General features: G+C 61.8%; 18 protein-coding genes. 8 read left to right on the forward strand and 10 right to left on the reverse strand.

Features of this window, described 5'->3' with window-relative positions; genetic code table 11:
• Window positions 1–56: 56 nt before the first annotated feature.
• Genes GLL_RS07730 through GLL_RS23420 form a run of 5 tightly spaced genes read left to right on the forward strand, consistent with a single transcriptional unit; the run spans window position 57 to window position 4,879 of the window.
• Window positions 57–491 carry a YlqD family protein gene (locus GLL_RS07730; RefSeq protein ID WP_011141484.1) on the forward strand — a complete coding sequence of 145 codons (435 nt, stop codon included), beginning with the start codon at window positions 57–59 and terminating at the stop codon, window positions 489–491.
• Window positions 492–535: 44 nt separating this feature from the next.
• A complete protein-coding gene (locus GLL_RS07735; protein WP_011141485.1) occupies window positions 536–763 on the forward strand; it encodes an indolepyruvate ferredoxin oxidoreductase subunit alpha in 228 nt (75 codons plus the stop codon).
• A 21-nt stretch (window positions 764–784) separates the two neighbouring features.
• Entirely contained in the window at window positions 785–2,041 is a 1,257-nt protein-coding gene (rodA, locus tag GLL_RS07740) for a rod shape-determining protein RodA (protein WP_011141486.1), read from the forward strand.
• Window positions 2,042–2,046: 5 nt separating this feature from the next.
• Window positions 2,047–2,400 carry a dihydroneopterin aldolase gene (gene folB / locus GLL_RS07745; protein WP_011141487.1) on the forward strand — a complete coding sequence of 118 codons (354 nt, stop codon included), beginning with the start codon at window positions 2,047–2,049 and terminating at the stop codon, window positions 2,398–2,400.
• Between the two features lie 58 nt (window positions 2,401–2,458).
• On the forward strand, window positions 2,459–4,879 hold the full coding sequence (locus GLL_RS23420; RefSeq protein WP_011141488.1) for a TonB-dependent receptor plug domain-containing protein: 2,421 nt from the start codon (window positions 2,459–2,461) through the stop codon (window positions 4,877–4,879).
• Window positions 4,880–4,930: 51 nt separating this feature from the next.
• Here the strand turns inward: GLL_RS23420 and GLL_RS07755 are convergent, their stop codons facing one another.
• The 3 genes from GLL_RS07755 to GLL_RS07765 all read right to left on the reverse strand — a co-directional run bounded on the left by GLL_RS07755 (window position 4,931) and on the right by GLL_RS07765 (window position 8,122).
• The gene (locus GLL_RS07755) at window positions 4,931–5,521 is read right to left on the reverse strand and encodes a DUF4276 family protein (RefSeq protein WP_164928793.1); all 591 of its coding nucleotides are present in this window, start codon (window positions 5,519–5,521) and stop codon (window positions 4,931–4,933) included.
• Entirely contained in the window at window positions 5,511–6,824 is a 1,314-nt protein-coding gene (locus GLL_RS07760) for an AAA family ATPase (protein WP_011141489.1), read from the reverse strand. Before GLL_RS07760 ends, GLL_RS07755 begins: the two co-directional genes overlap by 11 nt.
• A 107-nt stretch (window positions 6,825–6,931) precedes the next feature.
• Window positions 6,932–8,122, reverse strand: a complete 1,191-nt coding sequence (locus tag GLL_RS07765) for a tetracycline resistance MFS efflux pump (RefSeq protein WP_011141490.1) — start codon at window positions 8,120–8,122, stop codon at window positions 6,932–6,934.
• 143 nt (window positions 8,123–8,265) lie between these two features.
• Here GLL_RS07765 and GLL_RS07770 point away from each other — a divergent pair, with 143 nt between their 5' ends.
• Together GLL_RS07770 and GLL_RS07775 are read left to right on the forward strand one after the other, a co-directional pair.
• Entirely contained in the window at window positions 8,266–10,338 is a 2,073-nt protein-coding gene (locus GLL_RS07770; RefSeq protein WP_197530142.1) for a transglycosylase domain-containing protein, read from the forward strand.
• A gap of 122 nt (window positions 10,339–10,460) precedes the next feature.
• Window positions 10,461–11,201 (forward strand): DsbA family protein, encoded by a 741-nt coding sequence (locus GLL_RS07775; RefSeq protein WP_164928794.1) that lies wholly within the window; start codon window positions 10,461–10,463, stop codon window positions 11,199–11,201.
• Window positions 11,202–11,210: 9 nt separating this feature from the next.
• On the opposite strand, the gene GLL_RS07780 is transcribed toward GLL_RS07775, so the two are convergent.
• The 7 genes from GLL_RS07780 to GLL_RS07810 form a co-directional block, all read right to left on the reverse strand.
• Window positions 11,211–13,019 carry an ATP-binding protein gene (locus GLL_RS07780; RefSeq protein ID WP_011141493.1) on the reverse strand — a complete coding sequence of 603 codons (1,809 nt, stop codon included), beginning with the start codon at window positions 13,017–13,019 and terminating at the stop codon, window positions 11,211–11,213.
• Between the two features lie 135 nt (window positions 13,020–13,154).
• Window positions 13,155–13,613 (reverse strand): SsrA-binding protein SmpB, encoded by a 459-nt coding sequence (smpB, locus tag GLL_RS07785; RefSeq protein ID WP_011141494.1) that lies wholly within the window; start codon window positions 13,611–13,613, stop codon window positions 13,155–13,157.
• A 209-nt stretch (window positions 13,614–13,822) separates the two neighbouring features.
• Entirely contained in the window at window positions 13,823–14,161 is a 339-nt protein-coding gene (locus GLL_RS07790) for a hypothetical protein (RefSeq protein WP_011140916.1), read from the reverse strand.
• A 222-nt stretch (window positions 14,162–14,383) separates the two neighbouring features.
• Complete coding sequence (gene murI, locus GLL_RS07795; protein ID WP_011141495.1) at window positions 14,384–15,181, reverse strand: glutamate racemase; 798 nt, start codon at window positions 15,179–15,181, stop codon at window positions 14,384–14,386.
• A 64-nt stretch (window positions 15,182–15,245) separates the two neighbouring features.
• Complete coding sequence (locus GLL_RS07800; RefSeq protein WP_011141496.1) at window positions 15,246–15,710, reverse strand: hypothetical protein; 465 nt, start codon at window positions 15,708–15,710, stop codon at window positions 15,246–15,248.
• 109 nt (window positions 15,711–15,819) lie between these two features.
• Window positions 15,820–16,260 (reverse strand): DUF4079 domain-containing protein, encoded by a 441-nt coding sequence (locus GLL_RS07805; protein WP_011141497.1) that lies wholly within the window; start codon window positions 16,258–16,260, stop codon window positions 15,820–15,822.
• A 53-nt stretch (window positions 16,261–16,313) separates the two neighbouring features.
• Window positions 16,314–17,645, reverse strand: a complete 1,332-nt coding sequence (locus GLL_RS07810) for an Ig-like domain-containing protein (RefSeq protein ID WP_164928795.1) — start codon at window positions 17,643–17,645, stop codon at window positions 16,314–16,316.
• Between the two features lie 79 nt (window positions 17,646–17,724).
• On the opposite strand from GLL_RS07810, the gene GLL_RS07815 reads away from it, so the two are divergent.
• Complete coding sequence (locus tag GLL_RS07815; protein WP_164928796.1) at window positions 17,725–18,447, forward strand: peptidylprolyl isomerase; 723 nt, start codon at window positions 17,725–17,727, stop codon at window positions 18,445–18,447.

Genomic DNA, 18,447 nt, shown 5'->3' on the forward strand with positions numbered 1-18,447 from the left:
ACATTGCCCAGGTGACGGCGTACAATACGCAAGCATCTTTCACCGACGCGGATTCCATGAAGCTCAACATCAAGCGCAACGTGACCATCAAGGCAATCGTGACTCCCCGGCTGAAGGAGGAGATGATGGCCCAGTTGCAGGGTTTTCTTTCCCAGGCGGACCGCCAGCTTGAACAACTCGAGTTCCAGGGCAAGCGCGCTATTGCCGAAATCGAGCGCACCAACATCAAGCCCCTCGGTCCAGAGGCCAAAAACCAGATCGAAAACATTCGTACCCAGGTCAACGAGCAGAAAAACCAGCTGTTGCAGCAAAAAAACCAGTTTCTCCAGCAACTGTCGCAGGTGACCGGCTGGGAACTCGCCCAGGAAGTCGTTCAAGGTCAGGTCGAGAGCTACTGCGACATCCAGGCCGGGGACAACCTGGTCGAAAAAATGAACGTCGAAGTGCTCATCGAAGACGGCATCGTCAAGGAAATCCGGGGGGAGCCCTGAAGCCCACCTATACTGAATTGAGCGAGAGCGAGAGAGGAACTGTCATGCCGCACACGATTGTCACCGACGTATGCGAGGGCATCGCCGATTGCGTCGATGCCTGTCCGGTTTCCTGTATCGATCAGGGTCCCGGCAAAAATGCCAAGGGAACCAACTGGTACTGGATTGATTTTGCTACCTGTATCGATTGCGGTATTTGTCTGCAGGTTTGCCCGGTCAATGGTGCGATCCTGCCCGAAGAAAAACCGGAGCTTCAGAAGACGCCCACCTGATTTGTCGCTGCTTGAGGTGCTATGGAGCTGGCCAAACTTTCCTGGAACAGCTGGCTGAATTCGCTCTACAAGTTGTTTCGCGGCTTCGACGGCTGGCTGCTGCTCTTTGCGGTGCTGTTGTTGTCGACGGGGGTGCTGACCATCTTCAGCACCCGCCCGGAAGGCATCGAATGGAAAGCCCAGTTGGGCACGGGCCTGGTGGGCATCGCCTGGGCGCTGTTTTTGTCGCGGCTTACCTACGGCTGGCTGCAGCGCTGGAGCTGGCTGATTTATAGCTCCGCCTGCGCAATGCTTTTAGGGGTGCTCTTCACCGGAAACTCGGTCAAGGGCGCCCAGCGCTGGATCGAATTTGGGGGCATCCAGCTGCAGCCGAGCGAATTTGCCAAATTGGGGGTGATCATCGCCCTCGCCGCCCTCATCCAGCGCTATCCCATCCGCAGCTTCGGCCAGATCTGGGTGGTGCTTGGGGTGCTGGCGGTGCCCTTTTTGCTGGTCTTCAAACAACCCGACCTGGGGACCGCCCTCGTCTTCGGCGCCATCAGCCTCGGCATGCTCTACTGGGGCGGGGCGCGGCTGGGCTGGCTGGCATTGGTCGTCTCGCCGCTCATGGCCGCGATTCTATACGCCATCTGGATCCCGGCCTGGATTGTCTGGGTAGCGGCCATGGCGGTGGTCGCCTGGCGGGAGTTGGACTGGCGGTGGTGGGGGGCGATCGGCGCCGGGGCGATCAACCTGGTGGCGGGGGGACTGGGGCAGGTCTTCTGGCATCTGCTCAAGCCTTATCAGCAGCAGCGCCTCGTCGTCTTTCTCGATCCGAGCGGCGACCCGCTGGGCTCCGGTTACCACATTCTGCAATCGGAAATTGCCATCGGAGCGGGGGGGCTCTGGGGGCGCGGCATATTCCAGGGCACCCAGACCCAGCTCAACTTCATCCCCGAGCAACATACCGACTTTATCTTCTCGGCCCTGGGCGAAGAGTGGGGATTTCTGGGGGCGGTGGTGCTGTTGGGTTTGTTCTTTTGTTTGTTTGCCCGCCTGCTGCTCATCGCCCAGAACTCCGCCGACGACTTCGGTTCGCTTTTGACTATCGGCGTGTTCACGATGCTGCTGTTCCAGACGGTGGTCAACATCGGCATGACGATCGGCCTGGCGCCGGTGACGGGCATTCCGCTGCCGTTTGTCACCTTCGGGCGCTCGTTTTTGATTACTTGCTTTACGGCGATCGGATTGGTGGAGTCGGTGGCGCTGCACCGCACCAAGATGGTCTTTCCGAACTAATTCCCATGGCTGATTGCATCCGTTTGCGGGAGATCGTCTGCTACGGCTACAGCGGTGTGTATGCCGAGGAGCGCCGCCTCGGCCAGCGCTTCATCGTCGACGCCGATCTGCACATCGATCTGCGTACCGCCGGTGGCAGCGATCGCCTCGAAGACAGCCTCGACTACGGCGCTCTGGTGACGGCGGTGCGGCAGATCGTCGAAGAGCGCCAGTTTTCGCTCCTCGAAGCACTGGCCGAGGCGATTGCCCGGCGCCTGCGCCAGGATGCGCGCGTGCAGCAGGTACGCGTCGTCGTCGCCAAACCCCAGCCGCCCATCCCCGGCTTTACCGGCAGCGTCGCCGTCGAGATCTGGCGCTGAGGGTCCGCTGCACCTGCCGCTCAAGCCACAATGGTCGGGGCGTCGCGGAGCAACACCTGTGCGCTGGATCTGTTTTTCGTTATCTCTGAGCGCCGCCTGGGGACTCACCGCTGCCCCAACCCTCGCCCACACCGCCCAGGATTTGCGCGAAACGGCCAGCCTGAGTGCTATGGACCTGGCCGCTCCACTCCCGGAGGCCGCCCTCGCCCAGGCCGGTGAACCGCAAAGCGCCCCCCCCGAGGCGGACTTGCTCGATGAGGTGACGGTGAGCGCCACCCGCCGCCCGACCCGCGAGCGCGACACCACCGCCACCACCTACACCGTCAAGCGTGAGGACTTCCAGGCCCTGGGGGCCAGGACGGTCCCGGACGCCCTGGCCCTCATTCCCGCCTTCGAGACCCAACCGGCCCTGGGCGGGGTGCGCAACGCCCGGGGTCTGTTTTTGCGCGGTTTCGACGACGCCCGCTTCCAGGTGCTCAAGGACGGCCTGTCGCTCACCCGGCCCTCCAACGGCCGCAACGATCTTTCGCGCCTCCCGCTGGCGGACATCGAGCGCATCGAAGTCCTCACCGGCGGCGCCACGCTGCGCTACGGCGCCGGGGCGGTGGGAGGGGTGATTAATCTGATCACCGAGACGCCCGCAGGAGCGCCCAAGCTTACCCTGGCCTACGAAGCGGGCTCCTACGGCAACAGCACCGCCACCGCCAAATACGGCGGCGGCGACAGCACCTTCAATTACCTGTTCACTTACACCGGCCTGGTCGCCTTCAACAACTACCCGTTTCGCTTCACCCTGCCCAACACGGCCCTGTTCTATGGTCCCGAAGCGATCACCCCCGACGGCACCAGCCTCTTTGGCTTTTTGCGCCCCGAAGTCGGTCCGCCGCTCACGCTCACCGGTGTGGCCGATTCGGCCTTTAACGCGAGCGACACCTACACCGGCAAACTGGTCTGGCGGCCCTCCGCCGAACATCGCCTCACCCTGCGCGCCAGCCACCAGAACAGCAAAAACGCCGGCAACGGCCCCGGTCTCTACGCCGCAGGCGCCTGCTTCGGCGGACCCGGCAGCGGCAACGCCACCCTCGAAAGTCAAACCCGCTTCCTTCCCCTCGATGCGGCTGGCCGGGAGTTGTCCTGCGACACCCAGCGCTATCTGGTGAGTACCCCGAGTGCCGCCGTCGCCATCCCCTACGCCTTCAAGCGCTCTGCGGACGGCACGGTCACCTTTGCACCCGGCCAATCCTACCCGGCCGCCGAGAGCGCCATCGGCACCATCGACTTTTACATCACCACCTTCCAGTCGCAGACTGAGACGGCCTTTTTCTGGGACTACGACTTGAGCCCAACCGCATCGATCAACAGCTACGCCGCCTACTACCGTTTCACTAGCCCCCGCACCCGCCCCGCCCGCTTCGCGGTGAACACCGACGTGCTCGGGGGCGAGACGGCCTTTGCCCTGGGCCAGTTGGGATCGCCCTTTACCGAGGACAGCAAACTGGAACTACAAAGCGCCCTCAACACCCAAATTTCCCCCGGCCAGACCCTTTCTTTTGGGGTGAATTTCATCGAGGACCGCTCGTTTCAGCAGCAACAGCGCGGCAGCACCTTTGTGGACCGGGCGATTGCGCGCACATCGCTGTTTTTGATCGACGACATCCGCTTTGGCGACCAGCTCGCGGCCAATCTGGGAGTGCGCTACACCGATTCGACCCAGTTCGGCGCGGTGCTCACCCCGGCAGCGGGCATCCGCTTCAGCCCCAGCCGCGCCTTTTCGCTCAGGGCCAACTGGTCGCAGGTCTTCAACGCCCCGAACATCTCGGATCTCTACACCGCCGGGGGCGTCTTTGTTCCCAACCCGGACCTCAGGCCCGAGACCGGCATCACCTACGATCTGGGCTTCGACTTCACGCCCGCGTCCAACCTGGGCTTGCGCTTCACCTACTTCAACACCACCCTGGACGGGGCAATCGCCACGGTCTTTTTTCGCAACCCCGACTCCGGCGATCCCAATCTGTTTTTGCAGCAGCAGCGCAACCTCGACACCCGCTACGCCTCGGGTCTCGAAGTGGTGGGCGACTGGCAAGTTGCCGACCAGTGGCGTCTGCGTCTCACCTGGACCAATACCGACGCGCGCTTCGTCGGAGCAGTCGATTCGAACGACACGCGCCTGTTTTTTGCCCAGTATCAAGATCCGAACATCCCCTTCAACCGGGTGGCCCTCGCCGCCACCTACGCCCACCGCGGCTGGAGCGCGACGCTGTTGGGCCGCTATGCAGGCGGACGCCGCCGGGGCGAGGATCCTTTCGGCGTACCGGCCTACGCGAGCGTGGATCTTAACTTCGAGCTCCCGGTCGCCCCCCGATTCACCCTCACCGGCAATCTGTTCAATCTCACCGATACCCAGTACGAATACGCCGCCGGTATCCCGGCCCCCGGATTCACCTTCCGCCTGGGCGGGCGTGTTGAGTTGGGCGGTTAATCAACTTATTTCATACACACAGCCATTTACAAAATGAATTTCTCAATATTCTCATGATTGCCATTGTTTGAATTCTGTACGTAGCTCTTGAAGTAGTTTGCCCAATGAGTTGTCAACTACTTCCATGCGCTGTAGGTCCATTGCATCAACAATCGCAGCGGCGTGTTCAACGCCCCCAAGCAGAGGCGTGATGTTGGCTTCAACTACCGCTTGCAATAATAGTTTCTTGTAACGATCACGGTCACATTTGAGGTCCGGAGCCTGACACCCCTTACCAAGGGCTTGTTTGAAGGCAGACGAGTCCAGTAAGAGCCATCTTTCAATGTGTGGATCAGGTATGGCACACACTATCCGCTCTCCAGATTCCTCAGTAACTCTATCTATCTCCCTTTTTCGCTCGATATATCCTTTGCAGTTAGCATCAATAGCCACAATCAACAGATCTGCACGTACAAGTCTATGTACACGTACATCCCGGATGTACTGCCTTAGCTCAGTAATCGCCTTACCATAGCCACCGCGCACACTGAAGGGTCTAAGTATTGCTTCGATAGCATAATCATCCGAGAAGCGTTTAAGTAACGCACTGATAAATATTTCATGAGCACTATCTTCGGCAAAAAGGTTGATACTACGAATCAAAGTCACCTCTCATGATGCGCTCAGAAGCAGATAGATCTTCCTCTTCATTCAAAGCTTTATCTTTGTCGTTATCGTACCAAAGACCACCCAGTGAATACTTTGTAAACGGGATGATATCCGTAGAACCTTTTACTTTCCGAAAGACATACAACGAATCGACAGGTATTAGATCTGCAAGAACAGGCGAATGGGTAGTTGCCATCAGCTGTGTGCTACCCAGCTCTACGCGCGTTCTCAACAACTGTGCAATTAATTTAATGCGCCGAGGATGTATACCGTTTTCAGGCTCTTCAAAACCGATGAGAGCGGGTGGTTCCTTCGCGCCGCCAAGAGCCAGCAAACCTAAGATCCTCAAAGTACCCTCTGAAAGAACACGTGCGGGTACCGGCTTTTCTCCTTCAATCAACAGCAGTTCCACTTCGCCTAAAGCATTCACGTGTACATCAATACCAGTTACCGAAGGAATAATAGTATGGAGTGTTCTTTCAACAGCTCGAAACTGCGGCTCATCCAGGGCCCTAAGTGTATTCAAGAAGGAAGCTAATTCTTCGCCCATAAGACCGATATGGCGAACTTCTTTCACTGGGTTAGGAGTGCGCATGCGTTCGCGCGGCTCGAAGTAAAAAAAGAACCAATTTGCAAGTTCTTGACGAACTGCAACTAGGTGAGGATAGTGAGGAGGGTAAAGTGGAAGAGAAAGTATACTGTGATCGAGGTACTGTTCATAGTAAGTTGGGTGTGACTGTCCTTCCATACGCAGATGCAAACGATCATTTCTGCGCTCAAGAAAGGCGGTTCTCTTTCCCGTAGGCTCGCCTTTAGTATTCAATGCAGCTAGATATTCATCAGCAACTCGCAATATTCCTGATTTTGGCAACACCTCAACTTCGATTCTATAACGGAGGTTTTTTTCTCGTACTGATGCTTGGGCTTTGCTCTGGGATGAAGACGGGCTATCTGGAGTTCTTTTCTTCATCTCCCTAATTTGATTATTCACACTTTCGATCACGATCGGCGATAGCTCAACATCGACTTCAATCATGAATGTCGCTGTTTCTTTTGTGAGTAAGCCCTGCAGACCACGGGCACCAAATGTAAATGATTCTAGAGGAGTACCACGGTAGGGGGGATCGAAAGCCTGCTTTAAATTTTTACTATTTACGATTCTCGACAAAAGCTGAAGGGCATCCAAAAAATTGCTCTTTCCAGCAGCATTTGGTCCAAAAAAAACACTTAAAGGCTTAAGATCGACCTCTAGATTTTCAAGAGATTTATACCCCTTTATTTTGACTCTTTTGAGCATCTGCTACTCCAACCAAAATGGCTGCCGTTAAAGTATAAGGTTAACTTTAGGACATAGTAACATTCGAGTAAAATATACAAAGGAATTGCTAGACCAAAAATGAATATTTACTTGAAAGGCGATGGAGCGGATTGCTGTCGCCGCAAGTTGGCATAGACAAAACCCACCGCCGCGAGCATCACCAGCGCGCCGCCCCAGAAGGGCACCAGCCGCCCCAGGTAGTCGTAGCAGACACTCGCAGCCAGGGGGCCGATCACCTGCGCCAGGCTCACCAGCGATTGGCTGCCCCCCAGCACGCGGCCCTGCTCGTTGTCGGCGACACTGTTGGAAATCAGTCCGCGCAGCGACGGGGTGGCCAGCCCCACCCCCAGAGCCAGCACCGCCTGGGTGAGGTAGAGCCAGTCTCCCGAGGGAATGGCCGCCACCAGCCCAAAGGCCAACGCCACCAGCGCCAACCCCCACAGCGCCAGGCGCGCTTCGCCGAAGCGCGGCACCAGCTTGCGGATAAGCCCGCCCTGGACGACGGTGGCGATCACCCCGATGAAGACGAACAGCCAGACCACCAGTTGCGGTCCCCAGCCGAAGCGATCGCGGATCGACAGCGCAAAGATGCTCGTAAAACCGGCAAAGACCGCGTTGAAGGTAAAAAAACCGGCCAGCAAACCGCGGATCTTGGTGTCGAGCGCCAGCCGCACCAGTTGCCCGAGCGGATTGAGTTCCTGCCAGCCCACGGCCCGGCGCCGCTCAGGCGGCAGCGATTCGGCCAAAGTGAAATATCCCAATACCGTATTGGCCAGAGCCAGGAACCCAGCGCAGTAAACCGGTGCGTTGAGATCGATGGTCAGCAACGCTCCTCCCAGGGCCGGTCCCAGGATGAACCCGAGACCAAAGGCCGCCCCGATCAGGCCGAACGCCTGGGTGCGCTTCTCGGGGGGAGTGACATCGGCGATATAGGCCTGGGCGGTGGCGATCACCCCGCCGGTGGCTCCCGCAATGATCCGCGCCACAAACATCAGCCACAAATTGCCCGCCAGGGCAAACAGAAAATAACTGACCGCGGTGCCGAACACGCAGGCAATCAGCACCGGCCGTCGTCCGAAGCGGTCGGAGAGACTGCCCAGAACCGGGGTGGCCAGAAACTGGGCCACCGAGAACACCGAGGAGAGCAGACCGATGGTGAGGGCGTCGGATCGGAAGCGCTCCACCAGATAGGGCAGCACCGGCACCAGCAAGCTGCCCCCGGCCAGATCGATAAAGACCGTCAACAGCACGAACAACAAAGGTGATGGCTTGGGCACGCGCGCACGGCTAGAGAGGCCACGTGTCGATAGTACGCCCTGGCGGTGCGGGCCACAGAAGCGATCCCGCTTCCCCGAAGCGGTGCAGGCGCGCCCCAGGCTGCAGAAGTATAATCAATAGGCTTTTGCATCACGACCGGGCATTGACTACGGAAACGAATCCTTCCGCCAATGTGCAGCACCCACGCAAGTCGCCTGTGAACTGGCGCCTGGTGGGTTGGATATTGATGGCCCTGGCACTGTCGGTCGGAGCGCTCGCCACCGGCGCGCTGGTGGGTCTGGCTTTGAGCTTCCGCAACCTGCCCGAGGTGCAGCAGTTGAAGGCGTACGTGCCCACCGGCGCCACCCGCATCACCGACATCAACGGCCAACCGATCGCGATTATCCGCAGCGAGTACAACCGCAAGGTGGTCCCCCTGGGACAGATTTCCAAGCACCTGCAGCGGGCGGTGCTCGCCATCGAGGACGACCGCTTCTACGAACACCCCGGCATCCGCATCGACACTCTGGCGCGCGCCGCCCTCGCCAACTTTCAGGAGGGCCGCACCGTCCAGGGCGGTTCGACCATCACCCAGCAGCTCATCAAGAATTTGTTTTTGACCCCCGAGCGCTCGTTGGAGCGCAAAGTGGCCGAGGCGGTCCTCGCGCTGCGCATCGAGCAGGCCTTCGGCAAAGACCAGATCCTGGAGATGTACCTCAATCAGGTCTACTGGGGCAACAACCGCTACGGCATCGAGACCGCGAGCCGCGCCTACTTCAACAAACCCGCCAAGAGCCTCAACCTTGCCGAATCGGCGATGCTCGCCGGTATGCTGCGCGCCCCCGAAATCTATTCGCCCCAGCGCAACCGCGCAAAGACCGTCGAGCGCCAGCGGGTGGTGATCGCCCGGATGCTGGAGTTGGGCTGGATCACCCAGGCGGAAGCCGACCAAGCCCGCTCGAGCGCTCTGGTCTTCAAAGGTGGCGACGCCGATTTTATGATCACCCGGGCGCCCTACTTCTCCAGTTACGTCGTGCGCGAATTGATCCGCAAGTACGGGCGCGACGCCGTGCTCAAGGGCGGCCTGCGGGTGCAGACCAGCATCGACCTGAAGATCCAGAAGCTGGCGGAACAGACCGTCGCCCGGGCGGCCAAAAACATCCGCTACCGCCGGGCGGAGCAGCTGGCCCTGGTGGCGATGGACCCGCGCACCGGCTATATCAAGGCGATGGTGGGGGGCGTCGATTACCAAAAAAGCCAGTACAACCGCGCTTCCCAGGCTTCGCGCCAACCGGGTTCGACCTTCAAACCCTTCGTCTACTACGCCGCGCTTGCCACCGGCCGCTATACCCCCGAAACACCCATCACCGACTCGCCCGCCTGCTTCGGCGGCTACTGCCCCAAAAACTACGACCTGCGCTACTCCGGCGGGATGTCTTTGCGGCAGGCCATGGCCGTCTCGCGCAACGTTCCGGTCGTCAAGCTCGCCAACACCATCGGCATGAATCAGGTGATCCTGGCGGCCCGCCGCGCCGGGATCACCGCCCCCCTGCAGCCCAACCTCGCCACCTCAATCGGCGCCGGCGGCATCTCGCCGCTGGAATTGGCGCGCGGCTTCTCGGCCTTCGCCAACGGCGGTTACCGCGTCGATGCCACCGCCATCCTCCAGGTCACCGACCAACAGGGCAACATCCTGGAGCAGAACCTGCCCGTGCGCGAGCGCACCCTCAAATCCGCACCGGTCAAGATGATCAATTCGATGATGATGAGCGTGGTGAGCGGCGGCACCGGTACGCGGGCGCAACTGCCCGACGGCAGGCCGGTGGCGGGCAAGACCGGCACCACCCAGGATTTTCGCGACGCCTGGTTCGTGGGCTACGTGCCCCAACTGGTGTCGGTCGTCTGGATCGGCAACGACGACTACCGCCGACCGATGGCCCGCTCGACCGCGGGCGGCACCTACGTGGCCCCCATCTGGCGCTCGTTTATGGCCTCGGCGCTGCGCGGCCAGCCGGTGCTGCCCTTCCCGGGCTTCGAGCCCAGCGAGAAACCCGCCGACGCCAAGGGCAAAGGCGCCCAACTTGACGAAGCGGCGGCAGAGGCGAAGCCCAAACCGCGCCGCCGCCGTCGCCGCCGCCCCGCCCCCGAAACGGACGCTCCCCAGCCACGGGAAGCAGCCCTTCCCCTCAAAGCCGCCGAGCCGGCCCCGGCGGAGCCCGCTCCAGCCGATCCCTAACACGGTCTTCAGTCGCCCAGACACCCGTAGGCTGGCCAACAACCGGGTGGTCCACCCCTGCCTGTGACCGACAATCGATGGGCAAAATCGGTAATATAGAACGGCTCAATATCCGGCAGTCTATGCATCGCCGATCGATTGCGGTTTTGCTGGCCGGCTTGCTCGTCGCCCCAGGCGCGATTGCCGCCGAGCCTGCCGCCGTACCCCCAGCCGACCTTGAAAAACAGGTGCTCGAAATCATCCAGCGCCACCCCGAAGTGGTATACAACGCTCTGCGGGCCTACCAGAGCCAGGCCGTCCGCGCCCAACGCCGCGCCGAGTGGCAGCGACAGCTTGAAAACCCCGTCAAAGTCGACCTCCAGGGTGCCCCCACCCTCGGTCCGGCGGATGCCGCGTTGACGCTGGTCGAATTTTCTGATTTTCAATGCCCCTACTGCAGCCGGGCCCAATCGACCGTCAAGGCTCTGCTTGAAAAGTACAAAGGCCGCATTCGGCTCGTCTACCTGCACCTGCCGCTGCCTGTCCATTCCCAGGCCAAAGCCGCCGCCCTTGCGGCCTTCGCCGCGGGTGAGCAGGGCAAATTCTTCGCGTACCACGATCGGCTGTTCGCCCTGGGCGAGCAACTGGTGCCTGAGAGTTTCGAGCAGATCGCCCGGGAGTTGAACCTTGATGTCGCCCGCTTCAACCGCGACCGCGAGAGCCCCCAGGCCCTGGCCCGCCTCGAAGCGGACCTCGCCCAGGCCCGCCGGCTCGAACTCGACGCCACGCCGAGCTTTGTGCTCAACGGCATCGTACTCAAGGGCGCTTTGCCCATCGAAGAATTCGAAGAAGCGATCAAACTGCTCCAGTCCAAATCCGGCTAGCCGCGTTTTTTAAGGTGCTAGCGGCAGCGACACCACAAAAGTCGCCCCCTGGTTGGGTCCGGCGCTGTGGGCTTCGACACTGCCGCCGTGCAATTCGACCAGATGGCGGACGATGGCGAGCCCCAGCCCCAGACCGCCGAAGGTGCGGGTACTGGAGCTGTCGGCCTGGCGAAAGCGGTCGAATACGAAGGGCAAAAACTCTGCCGCAATGCCCATGCCGGAGTCGGCGACCGCGATGTGCACCTGCCCGGCTCGACGCTCGACACTCACCCGAATCCGGCCGCCGACGGGGGTGAATTTGATGGCGTTGGAAAGCAAATTCCAGATCACCTGCTGCAACCGGTTGGAATCGGCCTGGAGGGTGCAGGGAGCCTCCGGATAGATTGCGCTCAGGGCAATATTTTTGGCCTCGGCGGCGGTGCGCATCGTCTCGATGGCCGCATCGACCAGGGCGTTTACCCGTACCGGCTGGATGGTGAGCTTTAATTTGCCGGTGATGATCCGCGACACATCGAGCAAATCTTCGGTGAGGCGGGCCTGGGCCTTGGCGTTGCGCTCGATGGCATCGAGGGCGACGGCCAGCCGCTCAGGGTCGCCCGCATGGCGCCTGAGCAACTGCGTAAAGCCCAAAATCGAATTGAGCGGGGTGCGCAATTCGTGGGAGACCGTCGCCAGAAATTCGTCCTTGGCGCGATTGGCCACCTCCGCCCGGTTGCGCTCGCGCTGCTCAGCCGCGTAGAGCCGGGCGTTGTCGAAGGCGAGGGCGGCGCGCCCGGCCAGATCCTCCGCCAGCGACAGGTCCGACGGACCGTAGCGGCGGTCGGACTCCGCGAGCACAAAGGTGAGCGTCCCCAGGGTCTGGCCGCGCGCCACCAGCGGCACCACCATCGCCGAGCGATAGCTTCCCCCGCGCAGCAGCTCCAGGTGTTCCGGGCTGCCGGCGCAGGCGGACAGCAGTGCCTCGGAGAATGCAGAGTACAGTTGCGGACAACCGGTGCGAATTACCTGGGCGCTGCCCCAGGCCGCGGCCGGATCGCTCGGCTCGCGTTCGCGCAGCCGACGCGCCCAGCCCACCTTCTCGGCATCGGCGCGGGCAAGGACCAGACAGCGCAACGCCCCGTCCGGCTCGACCAGATCGACGGCGAACCCATCGGCCACCTGGGGAACCACCAGCCGCGCAAGGTCGGCAAAGGTGGTCTCCGCATCGAGGGAACTGGACAGCACCACACTCGCCCGCGCCAAAAAGCGGTGGCGGCGCTCGCTGTGCTCGATGGCCCGGTGCAGTCCCTGCTCGCGCTGCAACAGGGCGGCGAACGCTTCCTCGGAGCGCTTGCGCTCGGTGATGTCGCTGAAGACGGCGATCAACGAGGTGAGTTGCCCTTGGTGGGCTACCGGCCCGACGCTGGCCCGGTACCAGAACACCCGGCCGTGGTCATCGGGTGCGGCCACCTCACAGCTTTCGGCCTCGCCGGTGGCTGTGACCCGGGCAAAAACCTCGCCCATCCGCTCGGCATGCTCCGGCAGCAAGTAATCGCCCAGATTCTGTCCGATCATCCGCTCAAGACAAAGACCGGACAGGGCGCGATTGGCAAACAAGATACATCCCCGTCGATCGACGGCGGCGATCGTATCCGGCACGTACTGGACCAGCGAACGCCAGCTTTCTTCGAGGACGCCGGTCACCTGGACGGACGCTTTGCCGTTGGTCCTGGCCAGGTCCGATTGGAGCTGTCTGCAGGTTTCTTCGAGTTGGGCAATGCGCTTGCGGGCCGCTTGCATGTCCTTTTCCGCCCGCAGGGAGTTGCTGATCTCTGTCATTGGCGATTCCGAAAACGGGGGATCCAGGGCAACACCGGTGTCTGCGCAGGCAATACCAAAACCACAATCAGCTGCATTCTATCTTACCGGCAAAAGCCCGAAGCCCAAGTGGCCACCGTCCGCAGATAGGGGCCGTCAGCGCCGCATGGCCCGCTCGATGTCGCGCTTGGTCTCCCGTTTTTTGATGTCTTCGCGCTTGTCGTAGAGCTTTTTGCCCCGGGCGAGGCCGAGGTCAAGTTTTACCCAACTGCCTTCGAGATAGAGCTTGAGGGGAATCAGGGTCAGACCTTTTTCCTCGACCCGGCCGGTCAGTTTGTGGATTTCGCGGCGTTTGAGCAGCAGTTTGCGGGTGCGCAGCGGATCGTGGGCGAAGGCACCGGCGGTCTGCAACGGCGAGATATTCATGTTGTACAAAAGCACCTCGCCGTGGTGGATTCGGGCGAAGGCGTCGTTCAGGTTCGCCCGGCCGGCGCGGATCGCCTTGACCTCGGTACCCAACAGGGCGAGCCCCGCTGAATAGGTCTCCAGAATCTCGTACTCGAAGCGGGCCTTGCGGTTGTCGACTAGTATTTTGCGGGTCTTCTCGCCGGCCATGGACGTGGGGATGGGTTGATCCTCCCAGACTATCCCAGTCGTGGGGGCAATCGACAAGAAAGGTGAGACCCACCAGGGCCTCACCCATTACCTTTCAGCGCTGGACCCGCCGCGTCCGGCAGGAAAACTCTATCGCCCGGCCGCGCTGCTCAGCCGACGGGTCAACCGACACCCGCTTGCGATGTTGGTTGACCCGGGCCGCTTGACTCTTAGCGGCAGTTGGCGCTCGCCAGGGCGGTCGCGGTGCCCGCGTAGGGCGTCGAATCGGTGTACGGCTCCGAAGCGCGCGGACCGCTCTCGTCGTTGTCCGGGTTGAAACGCGGGTTGTCGATGCACTGCTCGGCGCCGGGGCTGAAGACCACCCCACCGAGGCGGCCGCCCTCGGCGCTCAGGGTAGGAGCGACGGTCTTGCCGGCCTGGATGTCTTTGATTTGCTGGACGCTCAGGCCGGGGTACTGCGAGCGCAGACCTTTGTCGACGGCCAAAGCGGGAACGCAGAAGGCGACGAGGGCAAAAGCGGCGAGGACGGGGGCAAAGCGACGGTGCATGGCGGTGTCTCCTGGGCTGAAAGTGTGTTTTTGAGCGCTCTGGGCTCATGACTTCATACTCAGGGACGGCAATGAGCGCTTTGTGAAGTTTTGATGAGAAGCCCCTTAGGCAAGGGTTCGGCGAGACTGGAGCGGTTTTTTGGTTGCCCAGACACCGGCAGGCTGACTGTAAACCCCAGTGGACAACGGTTGCAATCCTGACACCTGACACCTGAAAGCGCTCTAGTTTGTCTGAGCGGCCGGCAGCGGCGGCAGGGCGACCGCCTGCACCTGCGGATAGTAGTCGAGCCAGGGGTAGGCCGCCTGCGCAAAGCGCACCGGATCGCCGGAGACGAAAAAGTGACAGGCAGCCCGGGTCTCCAACCGCCGTGAGGGCGGCAGTGCCGCCGCCAGTTCGGCCACCGCCGCCACCGCCGGGTCGACGCACCGCACACTGGCCGGGAGCAGATCGCCAATCACCGGAGCCAGGTACGGATAGTGGGTGCAGCCATAGACGAGGGTGTCGATGCGCTGTTCTACCAGCGGCGCCAGGTAGCGGCGGGCCACCGAGCGCACCTCCTCGCCCAGCAGCCGGCCGCCTTCGACGAGCGGCACAAATTCTGGGCAGGCAACTTCCCATACTTGCGCCCGGGGGGTGAGCGCCTGGATGGCGCGGGTGTAGGCATGGCTTTGAACCGTGGCGGCGGTGGCGATCACACCGATGCGCCGGCCTCGGCGGGCGGCGGCGCGGGCGGCCGGGGCGATTAGCCCACCGACTTTCAGGGCATATTCCGACGCGACCACCGGCAACGCGAGGGCCGAACTGGTGTTGCAGGCCATCAGCACGCGCTGGACTCCCTGCTGTTCGAACCAGTGCAAGATCTCGCGCACGTACCGGCAGATTTCGGCCGGGGTGCGAGAGCCGTAGGGCAGGCGGGCCGTGTCGGCAAAGTAGATCACCGGCTGTGCGGGCAGCCTACGGGCGATTTCCCGCAGCACCGTCAGACCACCCAGCCCGCTGTCAAATAGGCCCAAAACCATACCCTACGCACTCGTCACACTGTTTTCGAGTGTCCCATGGAAGGGCACCGGACTAGAACTGTCCTCAAGAGCGCAGGTCGATGAGGGTGCACTCCCCAGGTTGATCGATCTGCTCGTACAGCGAATCGACGAGTTGCTCCTGCGAAGGCGGAGCCACCGAGTCGAGCAAGATCACCCAGTGGCGCTGGATACCCAGAGCCGAGCGCACCGCCCGAAAATTCTGGGATTTGACTAGCCCCAGTTCGTTGAGGGCGTGGCGGTCGCGGGTGGTGACCAGGACCGCCACCCGGATAGCTGCGCCGTCGATATTTTCCAGGCTCACCACCGCATCGATGAGCACCAGATCGAGCCAGGTGGCGGGATCTTGCAGGTCCTCTCCGCGCCGGGAAGCTTCCTCGACGCGGTCGGATAATCGCGAGCGGATGGCCGGCCTGAGGGTGGCGACAGTGATAGTTCTCAAGAACTCCTTATCGACGATCTTGAGCTCGCGGGCGATCCGTTGGAACCACAACTTGCTTTGGTATGACATGCAGAAGCCCCCCAGAACTGCTCCGACCGCCGGGGCAGCCGCTGAGAGATACTGGGCCGAGACGTCTCGATCATCCTACCATTTGCGGCTGATCCCAGGCCGGGGAGGTTCAGCTGCGCAGCAGTTGACGAATCATCCAGCCGCCGCTGAGAAACTGGATGACCAGCATCGCCATCACCGTGCCGTTCAGAATTGAGTGGACCAGCCGCGCCCACTTTCGGCGCTTGAGGGAGCGCACCGTCACCAGCGCCGTCGAGACGACCAGCAACAGCACGACCACCAGCGCGCCCAAACCGTGCCAGTCGGTATCGATCGCTTCGGGCAGGCTCTTGCTCGCGAAGCCTCCCACCGTCGCCACCAGCACCAGCGAGATCAAAAAAGCGATGCCGTTGGCGATGTGGCGGTCGCGCGCAAGTTTTGGCGATACCTTGCGCCGCGAGCGCTCGGCGCGGACCTGCTGCAATTCGATACCGAAGGCGGCGGCGGCAAAACCGACCGGAAAGACGATGAGCAACATCAGCGCCGGGTGCAAATAGGCGGTCCAGGTCACAAAAGTTTACCCTCAAGGCCACCTTCAGGATAAAACCCCCTGGAGTGCACCGGTTACTGCTGGATCAAGATCAATTTTTGCTGGCGGGTCTTGCCGTCTTTGACGGCGCTCAAGTTGACCTCGTAGCGGGTACCGGCGGCGGTCACAGGCGAGCTGAACTGGAAGGAGAAGTTGCCCTGGGCGTCGGCCTGGACGGTGCCCTTGTAGACGTTCTGGTTGACGCCGAACAGACCGATGACCGACGTGGTCGCCTGCACATCGGCACTGACGCTCGCCCCGGCAGCGGTCTTGCCGGTCACGGTAACCGGTCCTCCCGGCACCTGGCTGTTGTTGGCAGGGCTGGTGACGGTGAGGACGAACGGTTCTGGACGGGTGGCCGCACTCGCCCGGCCGACATCGAACGACCAGGTACCGCGCCCGACGTTGCCCGAGAGGTCTTTGAGGTCCACCTCCACGCGGTATTCGCCCGGCGGCAGGTCGCGTTTGGGTTGAAAGTTAAAAAAGTTGGCGGTGATGGTCGCGTCTTTGGTCACATCCCGGCCGTCGAAGCGCACCCGCACCGACTTTGAATCGACCCCCGAGCCGCGTCCGTCGTCGAAGACCGCCGAAACCAGCGGCCGGGGCGATTCGGCGGCGGTGCGGTCGGCCGGCGTCACATTCTGGACCGTGGGCGCTTCTTTGTCGTTGATGAGGCCCTGCTCCAGCCGCGAGCGCGCCGTGCGCCCCCGGTTTTCGAGCAGAGCGGTGATCGCCACGCCGGGCGGGAAGTTGTCGTCGCGGCGAATAGTATAGCGCCCCTCGTAGCTGCCGGGGGTGGTCTGCTCCATCGGCCGGTCGCGCACGACATCGCCGATGGTAAAAGAAGCGCGCGAGTCGGGGGTGCCGGTGAGCCTAAAAACCAGTTCGGCTCCCGGTTCGAGCCGCTCGACCGGGTCGACCGCAAAGCGCTCGATGCGCACCGCACTGTCGGCACCGCCGCCTGCAGCGAGCGGTTGGGCCAACTGCAGCGAGGTGGAGCGCCTGCCCTGGGCGAGGGTGGCACGCACAACGGTCTTCCCGGTGATCCGGTCGTTGCGCTTGATGGTATAGCGGCCCTCGTAGACACCGGGCTCGACTTCGCGCAGGGACAATCGGGAAGCCACCCCGGCGATCGAGATGGTCGCTTTTGCTTTGGGGGAGCCTTCGACGGTGAAGACCAGTTCGGTGCCGGGGCTAAGATCGTCGACCTCCCCGGCGGTAAAGCTGTCGATGGCGGGGGCGCTCTGGGCGATGGTTATCCCTGCCGGCGGCAGAGGTGCAGCCACCGTACCCAAAACGGTCCCCGTCCACGCCAGGGTGGTCAGCACCGCCACCAGAGTCCTCGCACCGTGCACTCGACTGTCCATACGCTCCACCCGAAAAGCCCACGATCGAAAGTATAATTGGGCACCGTGCGTTCCGATTCAGTCTCTGGCGAGAACCGAAGTGAGATTGTTGAAGTTGTGTTTGGGCTTTACCCTGCTTGCCGCCCTGGGCGGCTGCACCGGCGCCCCCCCAAAATCCGACCGGGCCGGAGCCGAACCGGTTGCCGTTCCTGCCGAATACGCCAATTTTCCCCGGTTGACGGGTAAAGCCCTGGTCGAATTGACCACCACCCAGGGGCCGATCACCATCGTCCTCGACGGCGACCGCGCCCCGATCAACGCCGGCAACTTTATCGATCTGGTGCAAAAGGGCGTCTACACGGGCACGGCCTTCAATCGCTTCGAAAAGGGTTACCTGGTGCAGGTGAGCGATCCCCAGGGCAAAAACGACGGCGGCTACCTCGATCCGGCCACCGGCAAGATCCGGCGGGTGCCCATCGAGATCATTCCTGAGGGTGCCTCCCAGCCGGTTTACGGCAAGACCCTCCGCCAGGCGGGGATCCCCGAGAAGATTTTCCCGGTGATGCGCCACTTGCCCGGAGCGGTCGGTCTGGCGCACACCGAAAAAGACCCCAACTCCGGTTCGACCCAGTTTTATATCACCTACGCCAACAACGAAATGGTCAACCCGCGCGGCAACTTCCTGGATGGGCGCTACACGGTCTTCGGTTACGTGGTGGATGGTCTGACCAACGCCGAGAAACTGCGCATCGGCGATAAGATCCTCTCTGCAAAGGTGGTTCTGGGGACCGAAAAGTTCCAGCCCTCCGCTGCCGGTAAATAA

Source organism: Gloeobacter violaceus PCC 7421 (assembly GCF_000011385.1).
GTDB lineage: Bacteria > Cyanobacteriota > Cyanobacteriia > Gloeobacterales > Gloeobacteraceae > Gloeobacter > Gloeobacter violaceus.